This window comes from Paenibacillus sp. FSL k6-2145, assembly GCF_037976585.1.
Lineage (GTDB): Bacteria > Bacillota > Bacilli > Paenibacillales > Paenibacillaceae > Paenibacillus.
This window is the reverse complement of the sequence record NZ_CP150267.1, coordinates 3,705,072-3,722,141: the sequence shown is the minus strand read 5'-3', so window position 1 is coordinate 3,722,141 and position 17,070 is coordinate 3,705,072. Positions and strand designations below refer to the sequence as shown.

19 protein-coding genes, 3 tRNA genes and 1 riboswitch are annotated in these 17,070 nt (G+C 48.6%); of the genes, 11 read left to right on the top strand and 11 right to left on the bottom strand.

Annotated features, from left to right (window positions below):
- Window positions 1-12: 12 nt before the first annotated feature.
- Window positions 13-1,308 (top strand): Nramp family divalent metal transporter, encoded by a 1,296-nt coding sequence (locus tag NZ043_RS16350; protein ID WP_036669231.1) that lies wholly within the window; start codon window positions 13-15, stop codon window positions 1,306-1,308.
- A gap of 137 nt (window positions 1,309-1,445) precedes the next feature.
- Here NZ043_RS16350 and NZ043_RS16345 read toward each other — a convergent pair whose 3' ends face one another.
- Entirely contained in the window at window positions 1,446-2,129 is a 684-nt protein-coding gene (locus NZ043_RS16345) for an HAD family hydrolase (RefSeq protein WP_165980370.1), read from the bottom strand.
- A gap of 192 nt (window positions 2,130-2,321) precedes the next feature.
- Window positions 2,322-2,720, bottom strand: a complete 399-nt coding sequence (locus NZ043_RS16340; protein ID WP_235193755.1) for a hypothetical protein — start codon at window positions 2,718-2,720, stop codon at window positions 2,322-2,324.
- A gap of 115 nt (window positions 2,721-2,835) precedes the next feature.
- Window positions 2,836-3,011: riboswitch (cyclic di-AMP (ydaO/yuaA leader) on the bottom strand.
- A 370-nt stretch (window positions 3,012-3,381) separates the two neighbouring features.
- Between NZ043_RS16340 and NZ043_RS16335 the strand changes: the two genes are divergently transcribed.
- Window positions 3,382-3,861, top strand: coding sequence for a glutathione peroxidase (locus NZ043_RS16335; protein WP_091033621.1), 480 nt, complete (start codon window positions 3,382-3,384; stop codon window positions 3,859-3,861).
- Between the two features lie 147 nt (window positions 3,862-4,008).
- Here NZ043_RS16335 and NZ043_RS16330 read toward each other — a convergent pair.
- Window positions 4,009-4,091 (bottom strand) — tRNA-Leu (locus NZ043_RS16330).
- A gap of 426 nt (window positions 4,092-4,517) precedes the next feature.
- Between NZ043_RS16330 and NZ043_RS16325 the strand changes: the two genes are divergently transcribed.
- The 3 genes from NZ043_RS16325 (at window position 4,518) to NZ043_RS16315 (ending at window position 6,184) form a co-directional block, all read left to right on the top strand.
- A complete protein-coding gene (locus tag NZ043_RS16325) occupies window positions 4,518-5,219 on the top strand; it encodes an urease accessory UreF family protein (protein ID WP_162158974.1) in 702 nt (233 codons plus the stop codon).
- A 266-nt stretch (window positions 5,220-5,485) separates the two neighbouring features.
- Window positions 5,486-5,689: a hypothetical protein gene (locus NZ043_RS16320; protein WP_017690011.1), complete on the top strand. Its 204-nt coding sequence runs from the start codon at window positions 5,486-5,488 to the stop codon at window positions 5,687-5,689.
- A gap of 27 nt (window positions 5,690-5,716) precedes the next feature.
- The gene (locus NZ043_RS16315; RefSeq protein WP_339308892.1) at window positions 5,717-6,184 is read left to right on the top strand and encodes a hypothetical protein; all 468 of its coding nucleotides are present in this window, start codon (window positions 5,717-5,719) and stop codon (window positions 6,182-6,184) included.
- A 30-nt stretch (window positions 6,185-6,214) separates the two neighbouring features.
- Here NZ043_RS16315 and urtE read toward each other — a convergent pair whose 3' ends face one another.
- From urtE to urtA, 5 genes are all read right to left on the bottom strand, one after another.
- The gene (urtE, locus tag NZ043_RS16310; RefSeq protein WP_062833124.1) at window positions 6,215-6,910 is read right to left on the bottom strand and encodes an urea ABC transporter ATP-binding subunit UrtE; all 696 of its coding nucleotides are present in this window, start codon (window positions 6,908-6,910) and stop codon (window positions 6,215-6,217) included.
- Window positions 6,888-7,697, bottom strand: a complete 810-nt coding sequence (gene urtD / locus NZ043_RS16305; protein WP_339308891.1) for an urea ABC transporter ATP-binding protein UrtD — start codon at window positions 7,695-7,697, stop codon at window positions 6,888-6,890. Before urtD ends, urtE begins: the two co-directional genes overlap by 23 nt.
- The gene (gene urtC / locus NZ043_RS16300; RefSeq protein ID WP_091033633.1) at window positions 7,660-8,751 is read right to left on the bottom strand and encodes an urea ABC transporter permease subunit UrtC; all 1,092 of its coding nucleotides are present in this window, start codon (window positions 8,749-8,751) and stop codon (window positions 7,660-7,662) included. The genes urtD and urtC overlap by 38 nt, the downstream gene beginning before the upstream one ends.
- 21 nt (window positions 8,752-8,772) lie before the next feature.
- Window positions 8,773-9,678, bottom strand: coding sequence for an urea ABC transporter permease subunit UrtB (gene urtB, locus NZ043_RS16295; protein ID WP_036610830.1), 906 nt, complete (start codon window positions 9,676-9,678; stop codon window positions 8,773-8,775).
- Between the two features lie 183 nt (window positions 9,679-9,861).
- Entirely contained in the window at window positions 9,862-11,112 is a 1,251-nt protein-coding gene (urtA, locus tag NZ043_RS16290; protein WP_169480114.1) for an urea ABC transporter substrate-binding protein, read from the bottom strand.
- A 261-nt stretch (window positions 11,113-11,373) separates the two neighbouring features.
- Here urtA and NZ043_RS16285 point away from each other — a divergent pair, with 261 nt between their 5' ends.
- From NZ043_RS16285 to NZ043_RS16260, 6 genes are read left to right on the top strand one after another with little or no spacing between them, the layout of a single operon-like run.
- Window positions 11,374-11,676 (top strand): urease subunit gamma, encoded by a 303-nt coding sequence (locus tag NZ043_RS16285; RefSeq protein ID WP_076209470.1) that lies wholly within the window; start codon window positions 11,374-11,376, stop codon window positions 11,674-11,676.
- 17 nt (window positions 11,677-11,693) lie between these two features.
- On the top strand, window positions 11,694-12,083 hold the full coding sequence (locus tag NZ043_RS16280) for an urease subunit beta (RefSeq protein WP_076209471.1): 390 nt from the start codon (window positions 11,694-11,696) through the stop codon (window positions 12,081-12,083).
- On the top strand, window positions 12,080-13,798 hold the full coding sequence (gene ureC, locus NZ043_RS16275; protein WP_036610857.1) for an urease subunit alpha: 1,719 nt from the start codon (window positions 12,080-12,082) through the stop codon (window positions 13,796-13,798). Before NZ043_RS16280 ends, ureC begins: the two co-directional genes overlap by 4 nt.
- Window positions 13,799-13,831: 33 nt before the next feature.
- Entirely contained in the window at window positions 13,832-14,527 is a 696-nt protein-coding gene (locus NZ043_RS16270) for an urease accessory UreF family protein (RefSeq protein WP_339308888.1), read from the top strand.
- Window positions 14,528-14,560: 33 nt separating this feature from the next.
- Window positions 14,561-15,280: an urease accessory protein UreG gene (gene ureG / locus NZ043_RS16265; protein ID WP_017690021.1), complete on the top strand. Its 720-nt coding sequence runs from the start codon at window positions 14,561-14,563 to the stop codon at window positions 15,278-15,280.
- Window positions 15,186-16,157, top strand: coding sequence for an urease accessory protein UreD (locus tag NZ043_RS16260; protein WP_339308886.1), 972 nt, complete (start codon window positions 15,186-15,188; stop codon window positions 16,155-16,157). Before ureG ends, NZ043_RS16260 begins: the two co-directional genes overlap by 95 nt.
- 112 nt (window positions 16,158-16,269) lie before the next feature.
- Here the strand turns inward: NZ043_RS16260 and NZ043_RS16255 are convergent, their stop codons facing one another.
- The 3 genes from NZ043_RS16255 to NZ043_RS16245 all read right to left on the bottom strand — a co-directional run bounded on the left by NZ043_RS16255 (window position 16,270) and on the right by NZ043_RS16245 (window position 17,040).
- Complete coding sequence (locus NZ043_RS16255) at window positions 16,270-16,695, bottom strand: helix-turn-helix transcriptional regulator (RefSeq protein WP_036610863.1); 426 nt, start codon at window positions 16,693-16,695, stop codon at window positions 16,270-16,272.
- Window positions 16,696-16,864: 169 nt separating this feature from the next.
- Window positions 16,865-16,947, bottom strand: a tRNA-Leu gene (locus tag NZ043_RS16250).
- A 17-nt stretch (window positions 16,948-16,964) separates the two neighbouring features.
- Window positions 16,965-17,040: transfer RNA gene (locus NZ043_RS16245), tRNA-Lys, on the bottom strand.
- Between the last annotated feature and the right edge of the window lie 30 nt (window positions 17,041-17,070).

Genomic DNA, 17,070 nt, shown 5'->3' with positions numbered 1-17,070 from the left:
TCTACTGCGGGCATGGCCCCTTCACTTGGAGAAGCACATAGTTCAATGAAAGTTCCGCAGAATGCTGCATGGTGGAAGAAATTCCTCGCCTTTGTAGGCCCAGGATACCTTGTTGCCGTAGGTTACATGGACCCCGGGAACTGGGCAACAGATATCGCAGGCGGCTCGCAGTTCGGGTATACTTTGTTATCCGTTATCCTGTTATCGAACCTGATGGCCGTTGTCCTTCAGTCGCTGGCTGGCAAGCTTGGCATCGTCACTGGACGGGATCTGGCTCAAGCCTGTCGTGAACGATTCAGCATGCCTGTTGTCATGATGTTATGGATTCTGTGTGAGCTTGCCATTGCAGCTACCGATCTGGCTGAGGTCATAGGTTCTGCCATCGCATTAAAGCTGTTATTTAACATCCCCATGTTATACGGCGTTATCATCACCGCAGTTGATGTACTCCTGATTCTTGTGCTGCAAAACAAAGGCTTCCGCGCTTTGGAAACTCTCGTCATTGTGCTCATGGCAACCATTGCCCTCTGCTTCGGTATTGACCTGTTTCTGGCGAAACCGGATATGGGCGGTGTGCTCCACGGTTTTGTGCCAAATGTCGAGATTCTGCAAAACCCGGCCATGCTCTATATTGCCATTGGTATTATCGGAGCAACCGTGATGCCGCATAATCTGTATCTGCATTCTTCCATTGTGCAGACCCGTCAGATCGAACAGACACCACAGGGCAAAAAAGAAGCCATTCGGTACTCGACCATGGATTCTACAATCGCGCTGACACTGGCCCTGTTCATCAATGCAGCCATCCTGATTGTATCTGCTGCTGTATTCCACAGTGCTGGTATGACACAGGTTGCCGAGATCGCAGATGCGTACCATCTGCTGACACCTCTATTGGGTACTACGGTTGCAAGTATTCTGTTCGGTGTGGCGCTGTTAGCATCAGGTCAGAACTCCACCCTTACAGGTACACTCGCTGGGCAGATCGTTATGGAAGGTTTCCTGAACATTCGAATTCCGGCTTGGCTGCGCAGACTGGTCACACGTCTGATCGCCATCATCCCGGCGGTAATTGTCACAGCCATTGCAGGAGAACATGGCACAGAAGAACTGCTCATTTTGAGCCAGGTCGTGCTGTCTCTTCAATTACCCTTTGCTGTAATTCCCCTGGTGATGTTCACGAGTGATAAAAAAAGCATGGGTGCATTCGCCAACAAATTGTGGCTCAAAATCATCTCATGGGTCATTGCCGCGATTATCGTTGTGCTGAATGTATATCTGATCATTCAGACGATTCGGTTATTCTAATCTCGTTCTTATCGACTAAATACTAAAAAGGCTGATCAACTGCGGTATTCTATACCCAAGTTGATCAGCCTTTATTGTTGCAATACAGCAACATGTTTCCTTTTATAATAAAACGCTAAACTCTAATAAACAATTATCTAATCCTGATTGGGCACCAGTAATGGCAGGAGTTCATCCAATGAATTAACAGTCCAATCCGCACGTTCGTCATCCGATCGGTCTGGCTGGAATCTTCCGTAACCCTGCATAATCCGAATTGTACGCATGCCCAGCTTCCGAGCAGGTATAATGTCGTTATCGATCCGATCGCCGATCATGACGGCTTCCTCCGGTTCACAACCGGCCTGCTTCAAGGCCACAGCGTATAACTCAGGGTCTGGCTTGGACACTCCTTCTTCAGCCGAACACGCCAGAACATCAACATACTTCCGCAAGCCGTAGCTCTCCAGTCTTTCTTCCGTTCCAGGACTCTGATTGGCAATAATGCCAATACGATAATACCGTGACAACTGCTGAAGAACGGAATCCGCTGAAGGAAAAGGACGTTCAAGATCTTTTTGAAACTTCAACTTGTCCTGAATCTGTTTCTGGTGTCCCTCGTCTTCAACGAATGTGCGAATCGCCACTCTCATAGGCCATTGCTCATATTTTCGGTAACAGTTCGCGAACAGTTCGCGTACCGCCTCAATCTTTACCGGATATCCCAAAGCACAGGCTTCACGGACGAACTGTCCGATAATATCATCAACCGGCTCCCATTCATCCACCAGCGTATCTCCAACATCAAAAAACAACCATTTCAATCCACCTACATCCGGCACGCCAATTCCTCCTTGTAAGCCACAGGTGATTCCTGATCCAAATCTAAAAGTTCGTGTCAAAAAGTCTTGAACTACCTTTAAAACCATAAAAAAGAAGACTCACCATCATGCATGAGTCTCCTCAAATTTCCGTTTATCGATACATTCAATTATAACAGGCACCTTACACCTGAGCAATCACAAGCTATGGCATTACCCATTGAGGAGAAAGCCAACTTCCCCATTGAGCGAATATACAATCCGGTCTGCGCCCATGCCCCGATAGATGCCCTTAGGATGACTCTGCTCTGTAATGACGCACAGGGATTTCGATGTCCATGAACGGCAGATCTGTAAATAACGACAGGTCAGATTCAGGCTGTTCTCGAAAATAAACACGTTGCCTACGCTGCCCTGCGGCAAAAACCATTTTTGAGCTGCAGCCGTATTCATGCGAATGACATGTTCTACTCCGATTCTACGGAGTCTGCGCTCTTCCCCTGCACTGTTGGTTAGAACGGCAAACGGCATTTTTTTGTACATCAGCAATTTAATAAATTTGCGTCCTGCTTCATTTGGAGCAGTCACTAAGATCATCTCAGTATCCATCATTCGTTCCTCCCTTGGCGTGAAAAGACAACAAAAAAGAAGCGTGGGGGACCAAGGCCTCCCGAACGCTTCTTAAAGAACCCATGGCGAAAACGCCATGAACCAGCGTACGGCTTGTTGCCTCTCCCTTTAACGCTTACGAGGTTAGCTGACGGATTCGGGCGCGAGAGTCGCCCTATTTCCGGCTGTCACCGGAAAATTCACCCCATGAATGCCTACTGTCCTGGACAGCGCATTCTGTTGGTTCCCCCGTTTCCCACTCATCAATGAATGGAAACTCAGCGATTAAAACATCGTTCGTATATCTTAAAATAAGATCGAGCGATATTATCGTTTGTTTCGTTTTTCAGGTACAATTTAGTTTAAATTGAAATTACGTTATGAATCATACACCCGCGCCATGTCGGTGTAAAGTCCGCACAGATCACCGAATCGACAGATTTTCGGCAATACTCACATATAATAGCGCTTACAACAAGGTCATACTCTATCCATCTCTTTAAATCTATCTAATTCTCACTCTGACGAAAATCACTACGCATTTCATTCACGCATTCTGCACAACTTGCCTCTTTTGATTCATTTAACACCATATTAGTTTTGCATTATTTAATTGTAACCAATATAATAAGAGGTATCAGATGATATCATGGAGGCGATTTAGATGACAGTCTACGATTACAAAGTGAATACCCTTCGCGGTCAAGAAGTTGAAATGTCCGACTACCGTGACAAAGTGTTACTGATTGTGAATACGGCAAGCTCATGCGGCCTTACACCTCAATTCAAAGGTCTGCAAGAATTGCAAGACAAGTTCAAGGATGCGCCATTTGAAGTCCTTGGTTTTCCAAGCAACCAGTTTGCCCAGGAAAAAGGATCTTCCGACGATATCGCCGAGTTCTGTCAGATGAATTATGGCGTGAGCTTCCCTATGTTTGAGAAAATTGATGTGAACGGCTCAAGCGCTCACCCTCTCTTCCAGCACCTTAGCACAGAAGCTCCTGGCCTGCTCGGCTCCAAAGCAATCAAATGGAATTTCACCAAATTCCTTGTGGATCAGAACGGACAGGTAATTAAACGTTATGCTCCCAAAACAACACCGGACAAGATTGAAGAAGATATCAAGAACTTGCTGCAAAAATAATACATTGGCCACCCGTAGCCGGAAGGTAGAGCAGCATTGCCCCGGTAATGGATGGCCTTTTTTATCAACTTTGATGTCAAACTGTTCAAAAAGACAAAAAAAGAAGCCTTCCATTAATGGAAAGCTTCTTTTTAATCGTTCATATGATGCGGTCGAGAGGACTCGAACCTCCACGGGCATACGCCCACTACCCCCTCAAGATAGCGTGTCTGCCATTCCACCACGACCGCATGTCGTAAATAATCGGCAACAGAATTGATTATACCGGGTTCAGAACCAAAAGTAAAGTATTTTTTAATACTTCTTTTTCAGCTAGGCATTTTCATCAAAAATCGCATAATCTCGTCATCTTTACCCATGAACTGCATACATTAGATTTGATCCCCTCCTTTCCGGATTGAGCTGATCTTATTGATTCATTTATATCTAGTCCTCCCTGCACTTCGCAGATATTTAACCTTATATGTTATATAAAATAACACAAATATTTGAATCACAGATTTAATCCATTAAATTCAACTGATACTATTGACAAAAGGCGGACATTTATGGGATGATAACTATCATATAATTCGGATTTTTAAACATAATGCAAACAAAAAGGAATATAAATGTCACTTTAAGTGACATTTAACGAACACAGGAGGCGAATGATTGTGAACCGTGGGAATAAGCTGCTCGATTATGTCAAACTGCTTGATTCCTCTATTCAGGTTGGAGGGTTCACCCATTCCTTCGGCATGGATATCCATATCAGGGAGGGTACCATTCGTAATGCTGAAGATCTCGAATCATTCATGCGTTGTCAGTTGCATCCGAGCATCGTTCGTCTAGAAGGTATGGCCATCAAAGGCATCTATACCGCAGCAGATCACAAGGATACATGGCGGATAGCTCTAATCGACAAGCTCGTCCATGTTCAGCGAACCCCTGGAGATCTCAGAGAACAAGCTGCCGCCATGGGTAAACGATTGATCAGACTTGCACGCGCTCTGCACCCCTGGATTGAATTCAGCCAGCTCGAACAGATCTTTGCCAAATACGATTCGGTTGGCTGCCTCTCCACTGTTCACGCCTGGATTAACCACCACCTCGACATCCCGGTCGAGGAGGCGGTCCTTGGTTACCTGCATTCAGCCATGAATGCCTGCATAACCGAAGCCTCCAAAGTCATTCCCCTGAACAACGATACAACCAAGGATCTGATGGTCCGCCTGGCCACAGATCTGGAGAATGAATGGAAGACCGTCAGCGCCTCGGCTGCGGATGGACTGGCACAGCCAACCTCGATGTCCATGAAATCATTTTTCCCCAGTTTCCATATGCTTGGAGCTGGACTTCATGCCTACAGGGCCTAATCCTCTTCCTCCTCATACCTGCTCCCCTTTATTCAGACAAACTAAAAAACACGCGGCAACCTCCTTGCCGACGTGTTTTTTGTCATTTTATTTGTTTTATTTACGTATTTACGCCATTTATCATCACAAAATACACTTTTTTCCGTCTTTTTTAATTGTTAGATGACGAATTTACGTATATAATGAAACATACAGCTCGCATTTCTATATATTTTACATGAAGAAAGGGCGGCTGAATACTACATTCTAACCAGGGGTGAACCCTTTTGAACAAGAAAAAACCAGTTACTCCGTTCGGATGGGCCATCAAACGACGGCTAACCGAACTTCAAGTGGACCAGAAGACCTTTTGTGAACAGCATGGCATCCCACCCTATCGTTTATCCAATCTTATTCACGGCACACGCAAAGCAACCCGATTCAGGCACCTGGTCGCTGATATTTTGGATATTCCAGATGAACTGAGATAAGATTTCTGCCAAAGGAGGGTCCCATCCATGAGACATGTTACATCCGATCTGGAGAGGCTGTCGTTCCAGTCCATACGTCACCAGCTCATCATCGTTGATCACAATTGGATTATCCAAAGTTGTAACCGTGCCTGGCAACAGGGACTCGGTCAATGCTCACCATCCCCGGATACACACAGTAATCATAGACATTACCTGCATCTGACGGAAGCCTGGGCAAAACGAGGCAAGAACGCTAACATGGCACTTGTCGCACAGAATTTGAAAGAACGCGGAATACCCTTTAATCGAAATCATACATATGACATCTGCGTGTATACTGTATACAACGAAAAGAGGTGGTTTCGTGTAGAACTCACCCCTCTATCTTATGCAAATTCAATTCAGGATACCGATCTCGCTTTGATTGCACACATGGATATTACCGAACAGAGAAAGACAGAACACCAATTGAAGAAGGCATTGTCTGAAGTGCGCACATTGGAGCGTTCCTGAAACCTTCCTCCACTCGCCGACTAACTACAACTATACGGAGAGATGATGTTCAAACTGCGACATATCCAGTTCTTGCGGTGTCCCATGCAGGGTTATGGTTCCTTTGTCCATGATATAGATGTAATCTGCGGCACTTCGTACAAAATCGATACTCTGCTCTACCAGCAGAACCGAGAGGTTCCCCTTTGCCTTGAGCTGCAAAATAACCTGCCGAATGTCCTCCACGATAGAAGGCTGGATGCCTTCTGTCGGCTCATCAAGGAGCAACAACCCCGGACGCGAAGCCAATGCCCGGGCGAATGCCAACTGTTGCTGCTGTCCACCACTCAGATCCCCGCCCTGCCGTCCATACATCGTCGCAAGTACTGGAAACATCGCCAGCACATCTTCCGGGAACGTTTTTACTCCCGGCGCACTTGTCTCCAGACCAAGCAATAAGTTTTCTTTCACCGTAAGCTGCGGGAAAATTTCCCGCCCCTGCGGTACATAACCAATCCCCGCCCTTGCACGCTTGGCTGTATCCAACGTGGATAACTCCTGATTTTGCCACTGAATATTGCCCTTGCGTGTTTTGAGCAGCCCCATCAATGTTTTCATCAACGTCGTTTTACCTACACCGTTACGGCCCATCAGACACACCACCTGCCCAGGCTGTACGTCCAGGCTTACACCCCGAAGCACATTGCTTTCCCCGTAGCCGGATTCAATTCGTTGCAGCGACAGCATGGTCATCCCTCCTTTTGCCCAGATACACTTCTGCCACTTTCGGATCCGCCTGCACTTCCGCCATCGTACCTTCCTTCAACAATTTGCCTTCATGCATCACGGTCACCTTGGCTGCAAACTCTCGCACAAACTCCATATCATGCTCCACCACCACAACCGAGCGTTCACGCGCAATTTCTTGCAGAAGTCGTCCGGTCTTGTGTGTCTCTTCATCCGTCATGCCCGCCGCTGGTTCGTCCAGCAACAACACACGAGGCTCCTGCAAGAGCAACATACCGATCTCCAGCCACTGCTTCTCCCCGTGGGATAATGCTCCTGCACGGGCGTTAATGCGGTCTTGCAGAGCAATCTGGAGAGTAACATGCTCCATGGCAGCACTCATTTTTCCATATCGACGAATACCGATGGCCTGTAGAGGAGAACGGCGAGTCTCCGCCGCCAGCGTCAGATTCTCCTGTACCGTCAGACCCGCGAAGATCGATGGCGCCTGGAATTTGCGTCCCACCCCTTTGCGAACAATCTGGTGCTCCTTCAGTCTTGTTAATTCCGTACCATCCGCCATCTTTACCGAGCCGGACATCGGTTTGGTTTTGCCACATATCACATCCAGCATCGTGGTTTTCCCCGCACCATTCGGTCCAATCAGAAAATGCAGGTCATGTTCATGCAGCTTCAGATTCATGCCTTTGACAGCAACGAACCCACCAAAGGCCACCGTAATGCCCTCGGCTACTAACACCGCTGATTCCTCAGTAGACTTTAGGTTTTTCCCGAGTGACTTGGACATGCGCACTCTCTCCTCTCCGCTTCAGCAAGCGAACGACATGACGATATACACCTACAATACCGTTTGGCATGAACAAAACTACCGTTACAAAGAGCCCACCAATGACGAACAGCCACCCTTCGGGATAAGCCTCACTTATGCCTGTTTTGGCTGCATTCAGCACCACCGCTCCGATGACCGCTCCAATAAGCGTACCGCGACCACCCAATGCAACCCACAGGACCATCTCAATGGAAGGCACAATCCCCATCATCGATGGCGAGATAATACCCACCTGAAGAACAAACAACATGCCCGCGATGCCTGCAAGCGCACCGGAAAAAGCAAAAGCCAGCGTTTTATATCCTGCCGGATCATATCCGAGGAATCGCACCCGATTCTCTCCATCACGCGCAGCTTCTAGCACTTGACCAAACCGACTGTTCACCATTCGACGACAGAGCACATACGCGATCACCAGAACAGCAAGCGTTATATAGTAGAGAACAATTGTTGTTCCTGCGGAATGAAGTGTGAAACCAAAGATCGAATTATATCCGGTAATGCCATTTGTCCCACCCGTCCATTCCTGTTTACCAACAAAGAGTGTTACCGTAATAAGAACCAAGGCTTGAGTCAGGATGGTAAAATATACACCGGTGATCCGGTTACGGAACGTAAACCACCCCAGGGCAAAGGCGAGCAATGCCGGAAGGGCTATCCCCAATAACAGCGCCACCGGGAAAGAACGAAACGGCTCCCAGAACCATGGCAGACCACTGAGACCACTCCATCCCATGAAGTCAGGAAGTGTTGCTCCACTGGCCTGAAGCTTCAGATACATCGCCATCGCGTATCCACCCAGACCAAAGAACACCCCATGCCCAAGACTCAACACACCGCCATAACCCCAGATCAGATCGAGACCAATGGCCAGGATCGCCAGCGCCAAAAACTTGGCTAACAGACTCAGACGAAACTCCGTGGAGATTAGTGGAGCAAGACACATCATGATGAGTACAACCGCCCAGATAATCCTCATTTTCAGACTGCCAGTCTTGAGTAATGCCGACATGAACTAACCCCCTTCTTCACGTTAATCGAGACTCCGTGTGCGCATCGCGACCAAACCGCGTGGTTTCCATTGCAGGAAAGCAACGATACATACAAACACAAGCACCTTGCCAATGGAGGCCGAGGTATAGGTTTCGAACAGCGTGTTGAACATACCAATCCCCAGTGCACCGCACACGGTTCCAACCAATTTCCCTACCCCACCCAGAACAACGACCATGAACGCATCCACAATATAATACGTACCAAGTGAAGGACCAATCGGACCAATGAGCGTTAATGCACAGCCAGCAATTCCGGCAATGCCCGAACCAATCGCAAAGGTCATGCCATCTACCCGCCTGGTCGAAATCCCAAGACACCCCGCCATGCTCCGATTTTGCATTACAGCCCTCATTCGTCTTCCGGAAGATGTTCGATAGATATAGAGATACATGCACAACAGCACAACCGCAACCAGTGCGATAATGAAAATTCGTTTATACGGAAATACAATACCATCCGAGATCGCCAATCCCCCATTGAGCCAAGCCGGACTGGATACTCCCACATTTGGTGCTCCGAATATTGTACGGGCCAGTTGTTGCAGCATCATGCCTACACCCCATGTCGCAAGCAGACTGTCCAGCGGCCTGCCATATAGATGCCTGATCAACACCACTTCAAGCAACCAGCCAATCAGAGCAGCTACAATGAACGCAATCGGTAGAGCCACAACAAAGTAGGCACCAAACCACGCCGCTGGAGCATAGGACATGAACAGATTTTGTGTTACATACGTTGCATATGCACCGATCATGATCAGTTCACCGTGAGCCATATTGATGACATTCATCAGGCCAAACGTTACTGCAAGCCCCAATGCAATCAACAACAGAATTGAACTGATACTCAGACCGTTGAACATCTGCAGGATAAACATATCCATCGCTATCCCCTCCTCCATACCGTGACTCTCGATATTTCAACATGACTTCAATTAGCGGCAACAACATTCCCCACACCACAGTAACGCTTTACCGTGATACGGTGAGAGGATGTGTTGTCACACCCTCGTTTATGTTTCGGCTGCTTTGAAGCGAGTTACCTGTTTTATTGCGAGGTTTCTATGTTATTTAGCGCTGAGGGAAGCTCCCCATTCATACGTTTTCAGATAAGGGTCCGGCTTGACAGGCTCACCAGAATTCCACAATTCCTTGAACTGCCCATCTTCCTGCACCTCACCGATCCGTACGGTTTTGTAGATATGCTGATTCTCTCCATCCACGGTTACCTTACCTTCCGGGGCATCAAACTCTAGACCCTTGGCAGCTGCCTTCACCTTCTCTACGTCGGTTGATCCTGCTTTTTCCACCGCCGCCTTCCAGAGATAAACCGCCACATATCCCGCTTCAATCGGATCAGCTGTCACTCGATCAGCACCGTATTTTTCTTTATACTTGGCAACAAATGTTGCATTCTCAGGTGTATCCGTTGTCTGATAATAATTCCACGAAGCCAGATGTCCCTTCAATACATCTGCGCCGATGCCACGGATTTCTTCCTCCGCCACACTCACCGAGAGGGTTGTCATCTGATCCGAGGAGATTCCGGCATCCTTCAATTGTTTGAAGAAGGCCACATTGCTATCTCCGTTCAGCGTATTGTATACAATATCCGGCTTCGCAGCTTTGATTTTGCTAATGATGGTACTATAATCGGTATGGCCCAGCGGTGTGTACTCCTCACCCACTACTTCGCCGCCTTCTGCTGCGAGTTGTGCCTTAATGACCTGATTGGCCGTTTTTGGGAATACATAATCTGAACCGAGCAGATAAAACGTCTTGCCCCTGTTCTCCAGTAACCAAGTTACAGATGGAACGATCTGCTGATTCGTTGTTGCTCCTGTATAAAAAATATTTGGCGACGATTCCAATCCCTCATATTGCACCGGGTAAAACAATAAACCTTTGTTCTGTTCAAACACTGGGAGCATAGCCTTCCGACTTGCAGAGGTCCATCCACCAAATACAGCAGCTACCTTATCCTGTTGCAGTAACTTCCCAGCCTTCTCCGCAAAAGTAGGCCAATCCGAAGCGCCATCCTCAACTACAGGCTCGATCTGTTTACCCAAAACTCCGCCCGCGGCGTTGATCTCTTCAATAGCAAGCATCTCGGCATCTTTAACAGATACCTCACTGATCGCCATCGTTCCGCTGAGAGAGTGAAGAATGCCAACTTTAATCGTATCACCGGATGCAGCCGGCTCTCCTGTACCACCTGAACCCGAAGCTTCAGGCGGCGCAGCGCCCTCCACACATCCTGTCATCACAATGACCGCACCCAGCAAAATACTCCATAACTTGACCGACCTCTTCTTCAATAGCCTACACTCCCTTTTTTTAGTCTATTGACGAACATTAAGGTCATTTGCGTCCGAAATGTTCGTTGATCCAAATTATGGAGGGTTACACTCTTCATGTCAATATAGCTTACATAATTTTATTTCATGCCTACTCGTTTCATGCATACTGCTAATAAGCTTTGAAGCTTATTGACAAAGGATTCACCCTGTGTGAGTATATTTAACATATAACATGATCCATGAACATATCAGACATTATAAGCGAAAGGTCGGATTGCCTTGCACTGGACTGAGCAGGAAAAGGAAAAACTCCTGATTACCGTGGCCGCTAACCTCGCCCGTGAACGAAGAGCACGCGGACTTAAGTTGAATGTTCCCGAAGCCATCGCCTTGTTGACCTCCGAACTGATGGAACGAGCACGGGATGGAATGAGTGTTGCCGAATTAATGAGATACGGAGGCACCATCCTGACACGTGAAGACTGTATGGATGGTGTTCCCGATATGATTCCTGAAGTACAGGTAGAAGCCACATTTCCTGACGGTACAAAACTGGTTACCGTACATGAACCTATACGCTGAGAAAGGCAGGAGAAACCATGATTCCTGGTGAATACCGTTTGAAGCCAGATGACGACATCATCTGTCATCCGGATCGTTTAACCCTACGACTCATTGTCCTTAACCGCGGCGACCGCCCCGTCCAGGTCGGCTCTCACGTTCACTTCTATGAAGTTAATGCAGCACTGGACTTTGATCGCACGTCAGCTTTTGGACATCGCCTGCATATTCCGGCAGGCACCGCAGTTCGCTTCGAACCTGGTGAAGAGAAACCTGTTGAACTCACAACCTTTGGCGGCAAACGCCAGATTCACGGGTTCAACGGATTAACCGAAGGCTCTGCGGATCAAGCTCCTGATCCACTGAAACTGGAGGCATTCCTGAAGACGTTCTCCCCTCCCATACAAGATGGGGGTGAATCTTCATGAAACGAATGAGCCGTGAACAGTACGCGTCCATGTTTGGACCGACAACCGGCGATGCCGTAAGACTTGCAGATACCGAACTATGGGCAGAGATTGAACATGATTATGCCGTATACGGAGATGAGAGCAAGTTCGGGGGCGGCAAGGTTATCCGCGACGGGATGGGCCAGTCTACTACTGCTCTGCGAAGTGACGGAACTCCTGATACTGTTATCACCAACGCTATCATTATCGATCATTGGGGCATTGTAAAAGCTGATATCGGCATTCGGGATGGTCACATCTGCGCCATTGGCAAATCCGGTAACCCGGATACAATGGATGGTGTTCATCCCGCCCTGGTCATCGGTGCTTCCACCGAAATCATCGCCGGTGAAGGCATGATTGTAACTGCTGGCGGCATTGATACCCATATTCATTTCATCTGCCCACAGCAGATTCAGACTGCATTATCCTCCGGGGTCACGACCATGATCGGCGGCGGAACAGGACCCGCAACAGGAACCAAAGCCACCACCTGCACACCAGGAGCCTGGCACATCCACCGGATGTTAGAATCGGCAGAGGCTTTTCCCATGAACATCGGTTACCTTGGCAAAGGCAACAGTTCCAGTACCGCACCTTTAATCGAACAGATTGAAGCGGGTGTAATCGGCCTGAAGCTGCATGAAGATTGGGGCACTACCCCGAGCGCTATCGATGCCTGCCTGACTGCCGCCGGGGAACATGATGTTCAAGTCGCTATCCATACCGATACATTGAACGAAACCGGATTTCTCGAAAATACCCTGGCTGCGATCAACGGCCGGACGATCCACACGTACCATACGGAAGGCGCTGGTGGCGGACACGCACCGGATATCATCCGGGCCGCTGGGGAGTCCTACGTTATCCCCTCATCAACCAACCCAACACGACCGTACACACGCAACACTGTAGAAGAGCATCTCGATATGTTGATGGTGTGTCATCACCTGGACCCTTCCATCCCGGAAGATGTGGCTTTCGCCGATTCGCGGATTCGTCCCGAAACCATCGCAGCCGAAGACATTTTGCATGATCTTGGCGTGTTCAGCATCATTAGTTCCGATTCTCAAGCCATGGGCCGAGTGGGCGAAGTCATTATCCGCACCTGGCAGACAGCCGACAAAATGAAAAAACAGCGTGGTAAACTTGAGCTCAACCCGAATTCCCCCTCCGATAACGATCGGATCAAGCGATATGTCGCCAAGTACACCATCAATCCAGCTATCGCACACGGAATCGGTCATCTCGTCGGTTCGGTGGAAGTTGGAAAGCTGGCCGATCTAATCATATGGAAACCAGCTTACTTCGGAGTTAAACCCGAGATTGTCATCAAGGGTGGCATGATTACATTTGCCCAGATGGGCGATCCCAATGCGTCCATCCCGACACCTCAGCCCGTATTTGGCAGACCCATGTTCGGAGCTTATGGTAGCGCCATTGCCAGCGGATCGATCACCTTTGTCTCCCAAGCCGCAGCAGAAGCAGGGATCAAAGAGTCATTGGGCCTGAAGAAACGGGTTGAACCCGTCAAGGGCTGTCGCTCGGTCAGTAAAAAAGACATGATTCATAACGACGTCACCCCTGTCATTGAAGTCGATCCCGAAACCTACGAGGTACGCGCCGACGGCGAGCTTCTCACCTGCGAACCCGCAGACGAGTTGCCTATGGCACAGCGGTACTTTATGTTTTGATAGGAATACGGATTAGCTGATAAGGGGGCGCTCATGATGAATAGTGGCACAAAGCTACTCCGTTATGTTCAGCTGCTGGATTCAGCCCTGCCCATCGGTGGTTTCTCCCATTCCTTCGGTTTGGAAGCTTACACGCATGATGGCACCGTGCAAAATACCGCGCAGCTTGAACAGTTTATTCGCAGCCAGCTTCATTCCAGTCTTGTACGACTAGATGGTCTTGCCATCAAAGGCGTCTATCAGGCGATAAAACAGCAAGATGCCGCTCTACTTGCCCTGTATGACAAACGTGTCCACGCCCAGCGCTCCCCTCGGGAACTCAGGGAAAGCGGCCACAAAATGGGAAAACGACTGCTCAAGCTGGCCCGTTCACTCTATCCATGGATGGACTTTTCCCTAATTGATGAGGCCATACGGGAATACGGCGCGTATTACGGCATCACGACCATTCACGGTTATATCAACTATCAATTGGAGATTGAATTGGATGAAGCCGTTACCGGGCATCTGTATACCTCAGTGAACGCTTATGTGAACAGCGCACTTCGCCTGCTGCCCATCGGACAAACCGAAGCGCAGATGTTGATTCAGAAACTGCTTGATGATATCGAAGCGGAATGGGCTCTCATTCGGGGAAATGACCCCGAAGATATGCACAGCTTCGGAATCGCCCAGGAAATCTACGCCATGCGGCATGAGACCTTACCCGCGCGGCTGTTTATGTCTTAACTACAACTTTTATCTAACTTAGGAGGAATTGTTATGTGTGGAGGAGCTAATCATACGCATCATCCGGAGTGGGAACGTAAGGCATTTGATCGGAGTCGTCCGATGCGAATTGGAATTGGCGGACCGGTAGGTTCAGGTAAAACAGCCCTTGTGGAGAAGCTGTCCAAGGCACTGCGTACACGTTATAGCCTTGCTGTCATCACCAATGACATTTATACCAAGGAAGATGCCGAAATCTTGCTGCGTCAGAATGCACTGGCACCAGAGCGCATTATCGGCGTAGAGACAGGCGGATGCCCGCACACGGCTATTCGTGAGGATGCCTCAATGAATTTCGAAGCAGTTGACGAGTTGATTGAACGTTTCCCGGATCTGCAACTGATCTTCATCGAGAGCGGCGGCGACAATCTCTCTGCTGCATTCAGTCCGGAACTGGCTGATGTATTCATCTACATTATCGACGTTGCTCAAGGAGAAAAACTTCCTCGCAAAGGCGGTCCCGGCATCACACGTTCAGATCTGCTGTTAATCAACAAAACCGACCTCGCCCCTTACGTTGGAGCAAGCCTGGAAGTTATGAAAAATGATACCGAGCGGGTACGCGAAGGCCGCCCTTATGTCATGTCTAATCTAATGAGCGGTGAAGGTGTATCCGAGATTGTCCACTGGCTCGAACATCAATATATGGATGACGATGCTTCCGCTGCACATCTGCATTCACACAGCCATGAACATGGCACTCACTCGCATTAATTCATCTTCTGCCCCCACGGGGACAGAGCTAAATGGGAAAGAAAGTGCAGGTGCGCCCGTCACACGTCGCAGCGAGCTTCGGGCCTCCTTTGCCTTTCAAGGCGACCGCACTGTCATGACCGATCGTTATTACAGCGCACCACTCCGGTTTAGCCGATCCTTTCGACCTCCCGGAGGCGGAACCGAATTATGTGTGTACACGTCCGACGTCTCGCCCGGAGTCCTTAACGGGGATCATTATCATTCCGAGTGGGAATTAGGTGAAGGCACCCATGTCATGTTGAGCAGCACATCTGCTACCAGACTCCATCCCACACCTTCCATTCCTTCATCCGTTAATCATCACTTTCGGTTGGGAAAGGGAGCCACGCTGGAATACTTTCCTGAATGCGTCATTCCCTTCAAAGGAAGTTCTTCTTCGCTCGCTGTAACCTTTGAGCTGGAAGAAAGGGCAATCCTGGCCTATGCAGATATCTGGTCTGCCGGACGGATTCATCGGGGAGAAGCTTTCCAATTCGAGCGTTACCGCAGCTTGACGGAGATATGGCAAGGTGAGCAACTGGCTGTCTGGGATCGATTCGGACTCGAACCGGATACCGATGATCCCAAACACTCCGCATCTCTCCTTCACTATACCCATACCGCTGCGTTGTGGATGATCGCACCGGGGCTTGGTACTGCGGAGTTGGAGCAAGTCAGATCCGCGCTGCCACCAGATGGACGAATGCTCGCAGGTGCAAGTTTGCTGGCAACCGGAGGCATCGGCGTTCGACTCCTTGGCATGGCAGCTTGGGAGCTTCAGGAGCAGTGTCTTCAGATCTGGAACACACTCCGCCCCCATCTGCTGGGCAAAGAAATTCTTGTCTTTCGTAAATAAGGGCATGAAGCATGCATGGTTAATACAAAAAAACCTCTGAACTGTCTCCGAGTGTGTTCGGATTAGTCCAGAGGTTTTTGAACATTCAGTCTATGATTGCTGCTCATATCACTTACGCTTCGTTTTCCTCAGAATCGTTCTCTGATTTGTTCTCAGGTTTGTAGCGATAGTCGCCTGCATCCTTGCTTTCCTTGGATTTGCGGTAACGGGTGAACTCAATATATTCGCTGATAAAAGACTGTTCCACAGTCGATAATTCACTTTCTTGGCAATTCAATTGCCGCAAAACGTCAAAAAAATAATCCTCCCGTTTTTCCCGAACCATCGCTTCCTTCGATGGACGTCCAATCATGAGCCAGTCGAGGCTCACATCAAAAAACGAAGCAATCTCAATTAATTTATTCGTACTCGGAATAGACTTGCCACGTTTCCAATCACCCAGATTGCCTGTGCTAATCTTCAGCTGTTGGCAGAAAGCCTTTTTGGTCATTCCTCGTTCGGCAATCAGGTGTTCAATTCGCTCATAGATCGACTGCATACAAGAACCGCCTTCCAACCGTAATAATCAACTCATCTGCTTGAATTATACCACATTATTCCTGAATGCTCAGCCTTTATATGCCTAGAACAGGATGATGCATATCGTATAACACAAAGATAGACTCCCATGAATGATCATAGAAGTCTATCTTTTATTGTTGCTTTGATGCGGTCGAGAGGACTCGAACCTCCACGGGTATACACCCACTACCCCCTCAAGATAGCGTGTCTGCCATTCCACCACGACCGCATATTCAATTGTAAAAATGGTGAGCCATGAAGGGCTCGAACCTTCGACACCCTGATTAAAAGTCAGGTGCTCTACCAACTGAGCTAATGGCTCTTGCTGTAAACTTCACCGGATGTGCCATGC

What these genes read in the sequence shown, in the direction of transcription:
- NZ043_RS16350 (WP_036669231.1), top strand. Translation starts at nt 13, where the DNA reads ATGGCCCCTTCACTTGGAGAAGCACATAGTTCAATGAAAGTTCCGCAG.
- NZ043_RS16340 (WP_235193755.1), bottom strand. Translation starts at nt 2,720, where the DNA reads ATGATGGATACTGAGATGATCTTAGTGACTGCTCCAAATGAAGCAGGA.
- NZ043_RS16335 (WP_091033621.1), top strand. Translation starts at nt 3,382, where the DNA reads ATGACAGTCTACGATTACAAAGTGAATACCCTTCGCGGTCAAGAAGTT.
- NZ043_RS16315 (WP_339308892.1), top strand. Translation starts at nt 5,717, where the DNA reads ATGAGACATGTTACATCCGATCTGGAGAGGCTGTCGTTCCAGTCCATA.
- urtE (WP_062833124.1), bottom strand. Translation starts at nt 6,910, where the DNA reads ATGCTGTCGCTGCAACGAATTGAATCCGGCTACGGGGAAAGCAATGTG.
- urtD (WP_339308891.1), bottom strand. Translation starts at nt 7,697, where the DNA reads ATGTCCAAGTCACTCGGGAAAAACCTAAAGTCTACTGAGGAATCAGCG.
- urtC (WP_091033633.1), bottom strand. Translation starts at nt 8,751, where the DNA reads ATGTCGGCATTACTCAAGACTGGCAGTCTGAAAATGAGGATTATCTGG.
- urtB (WP_036610830.1), bottom strand. Translation starts at nt 9,678, where the DNA reads ATGGATATGTTTATCCTGCAGATGTTCAACGGTCTGAGTATCAGTTCA.
- NZ043_RS16280 (WP_076209471.1), top strand. Translation starts at nt 11,694, where the DNA reads ATGATTCCTGGTGAATACCGTTTGAAGCCAGATGACGACATCATCTGT.
- ureC (WP_036610857.1), top strand. Translation starts at nt 12,080, where the DNA reads ATGAAACGAATGAGCCGTGAACAGTACGCGTCCATGTTTGGACCGACA.
- NZ043_RS16270 (WP_339308888.1), top strand. Translation starts at nt 13,832, where the DNA reads ATGATGAATAGTGGCACAAAGCTACTCCGTTATGTTCAGCTGCTGGAT.
- ureG (WP_017690021.1), top strand. Translation starts at nt 14,561, where the DNA reads ATGTGTGGAGGAGCTAATCATACGCATCATCCGGAGTGGGAACGTAAG.
- NZ043_RS16255 (WP_036610863.1), bottom strand. Translation starts at nt 16,695, where the DNA reads ATGCAGTCGATCTATGAGCGAATTGAACACCTGATTGCCGAACGAGGA.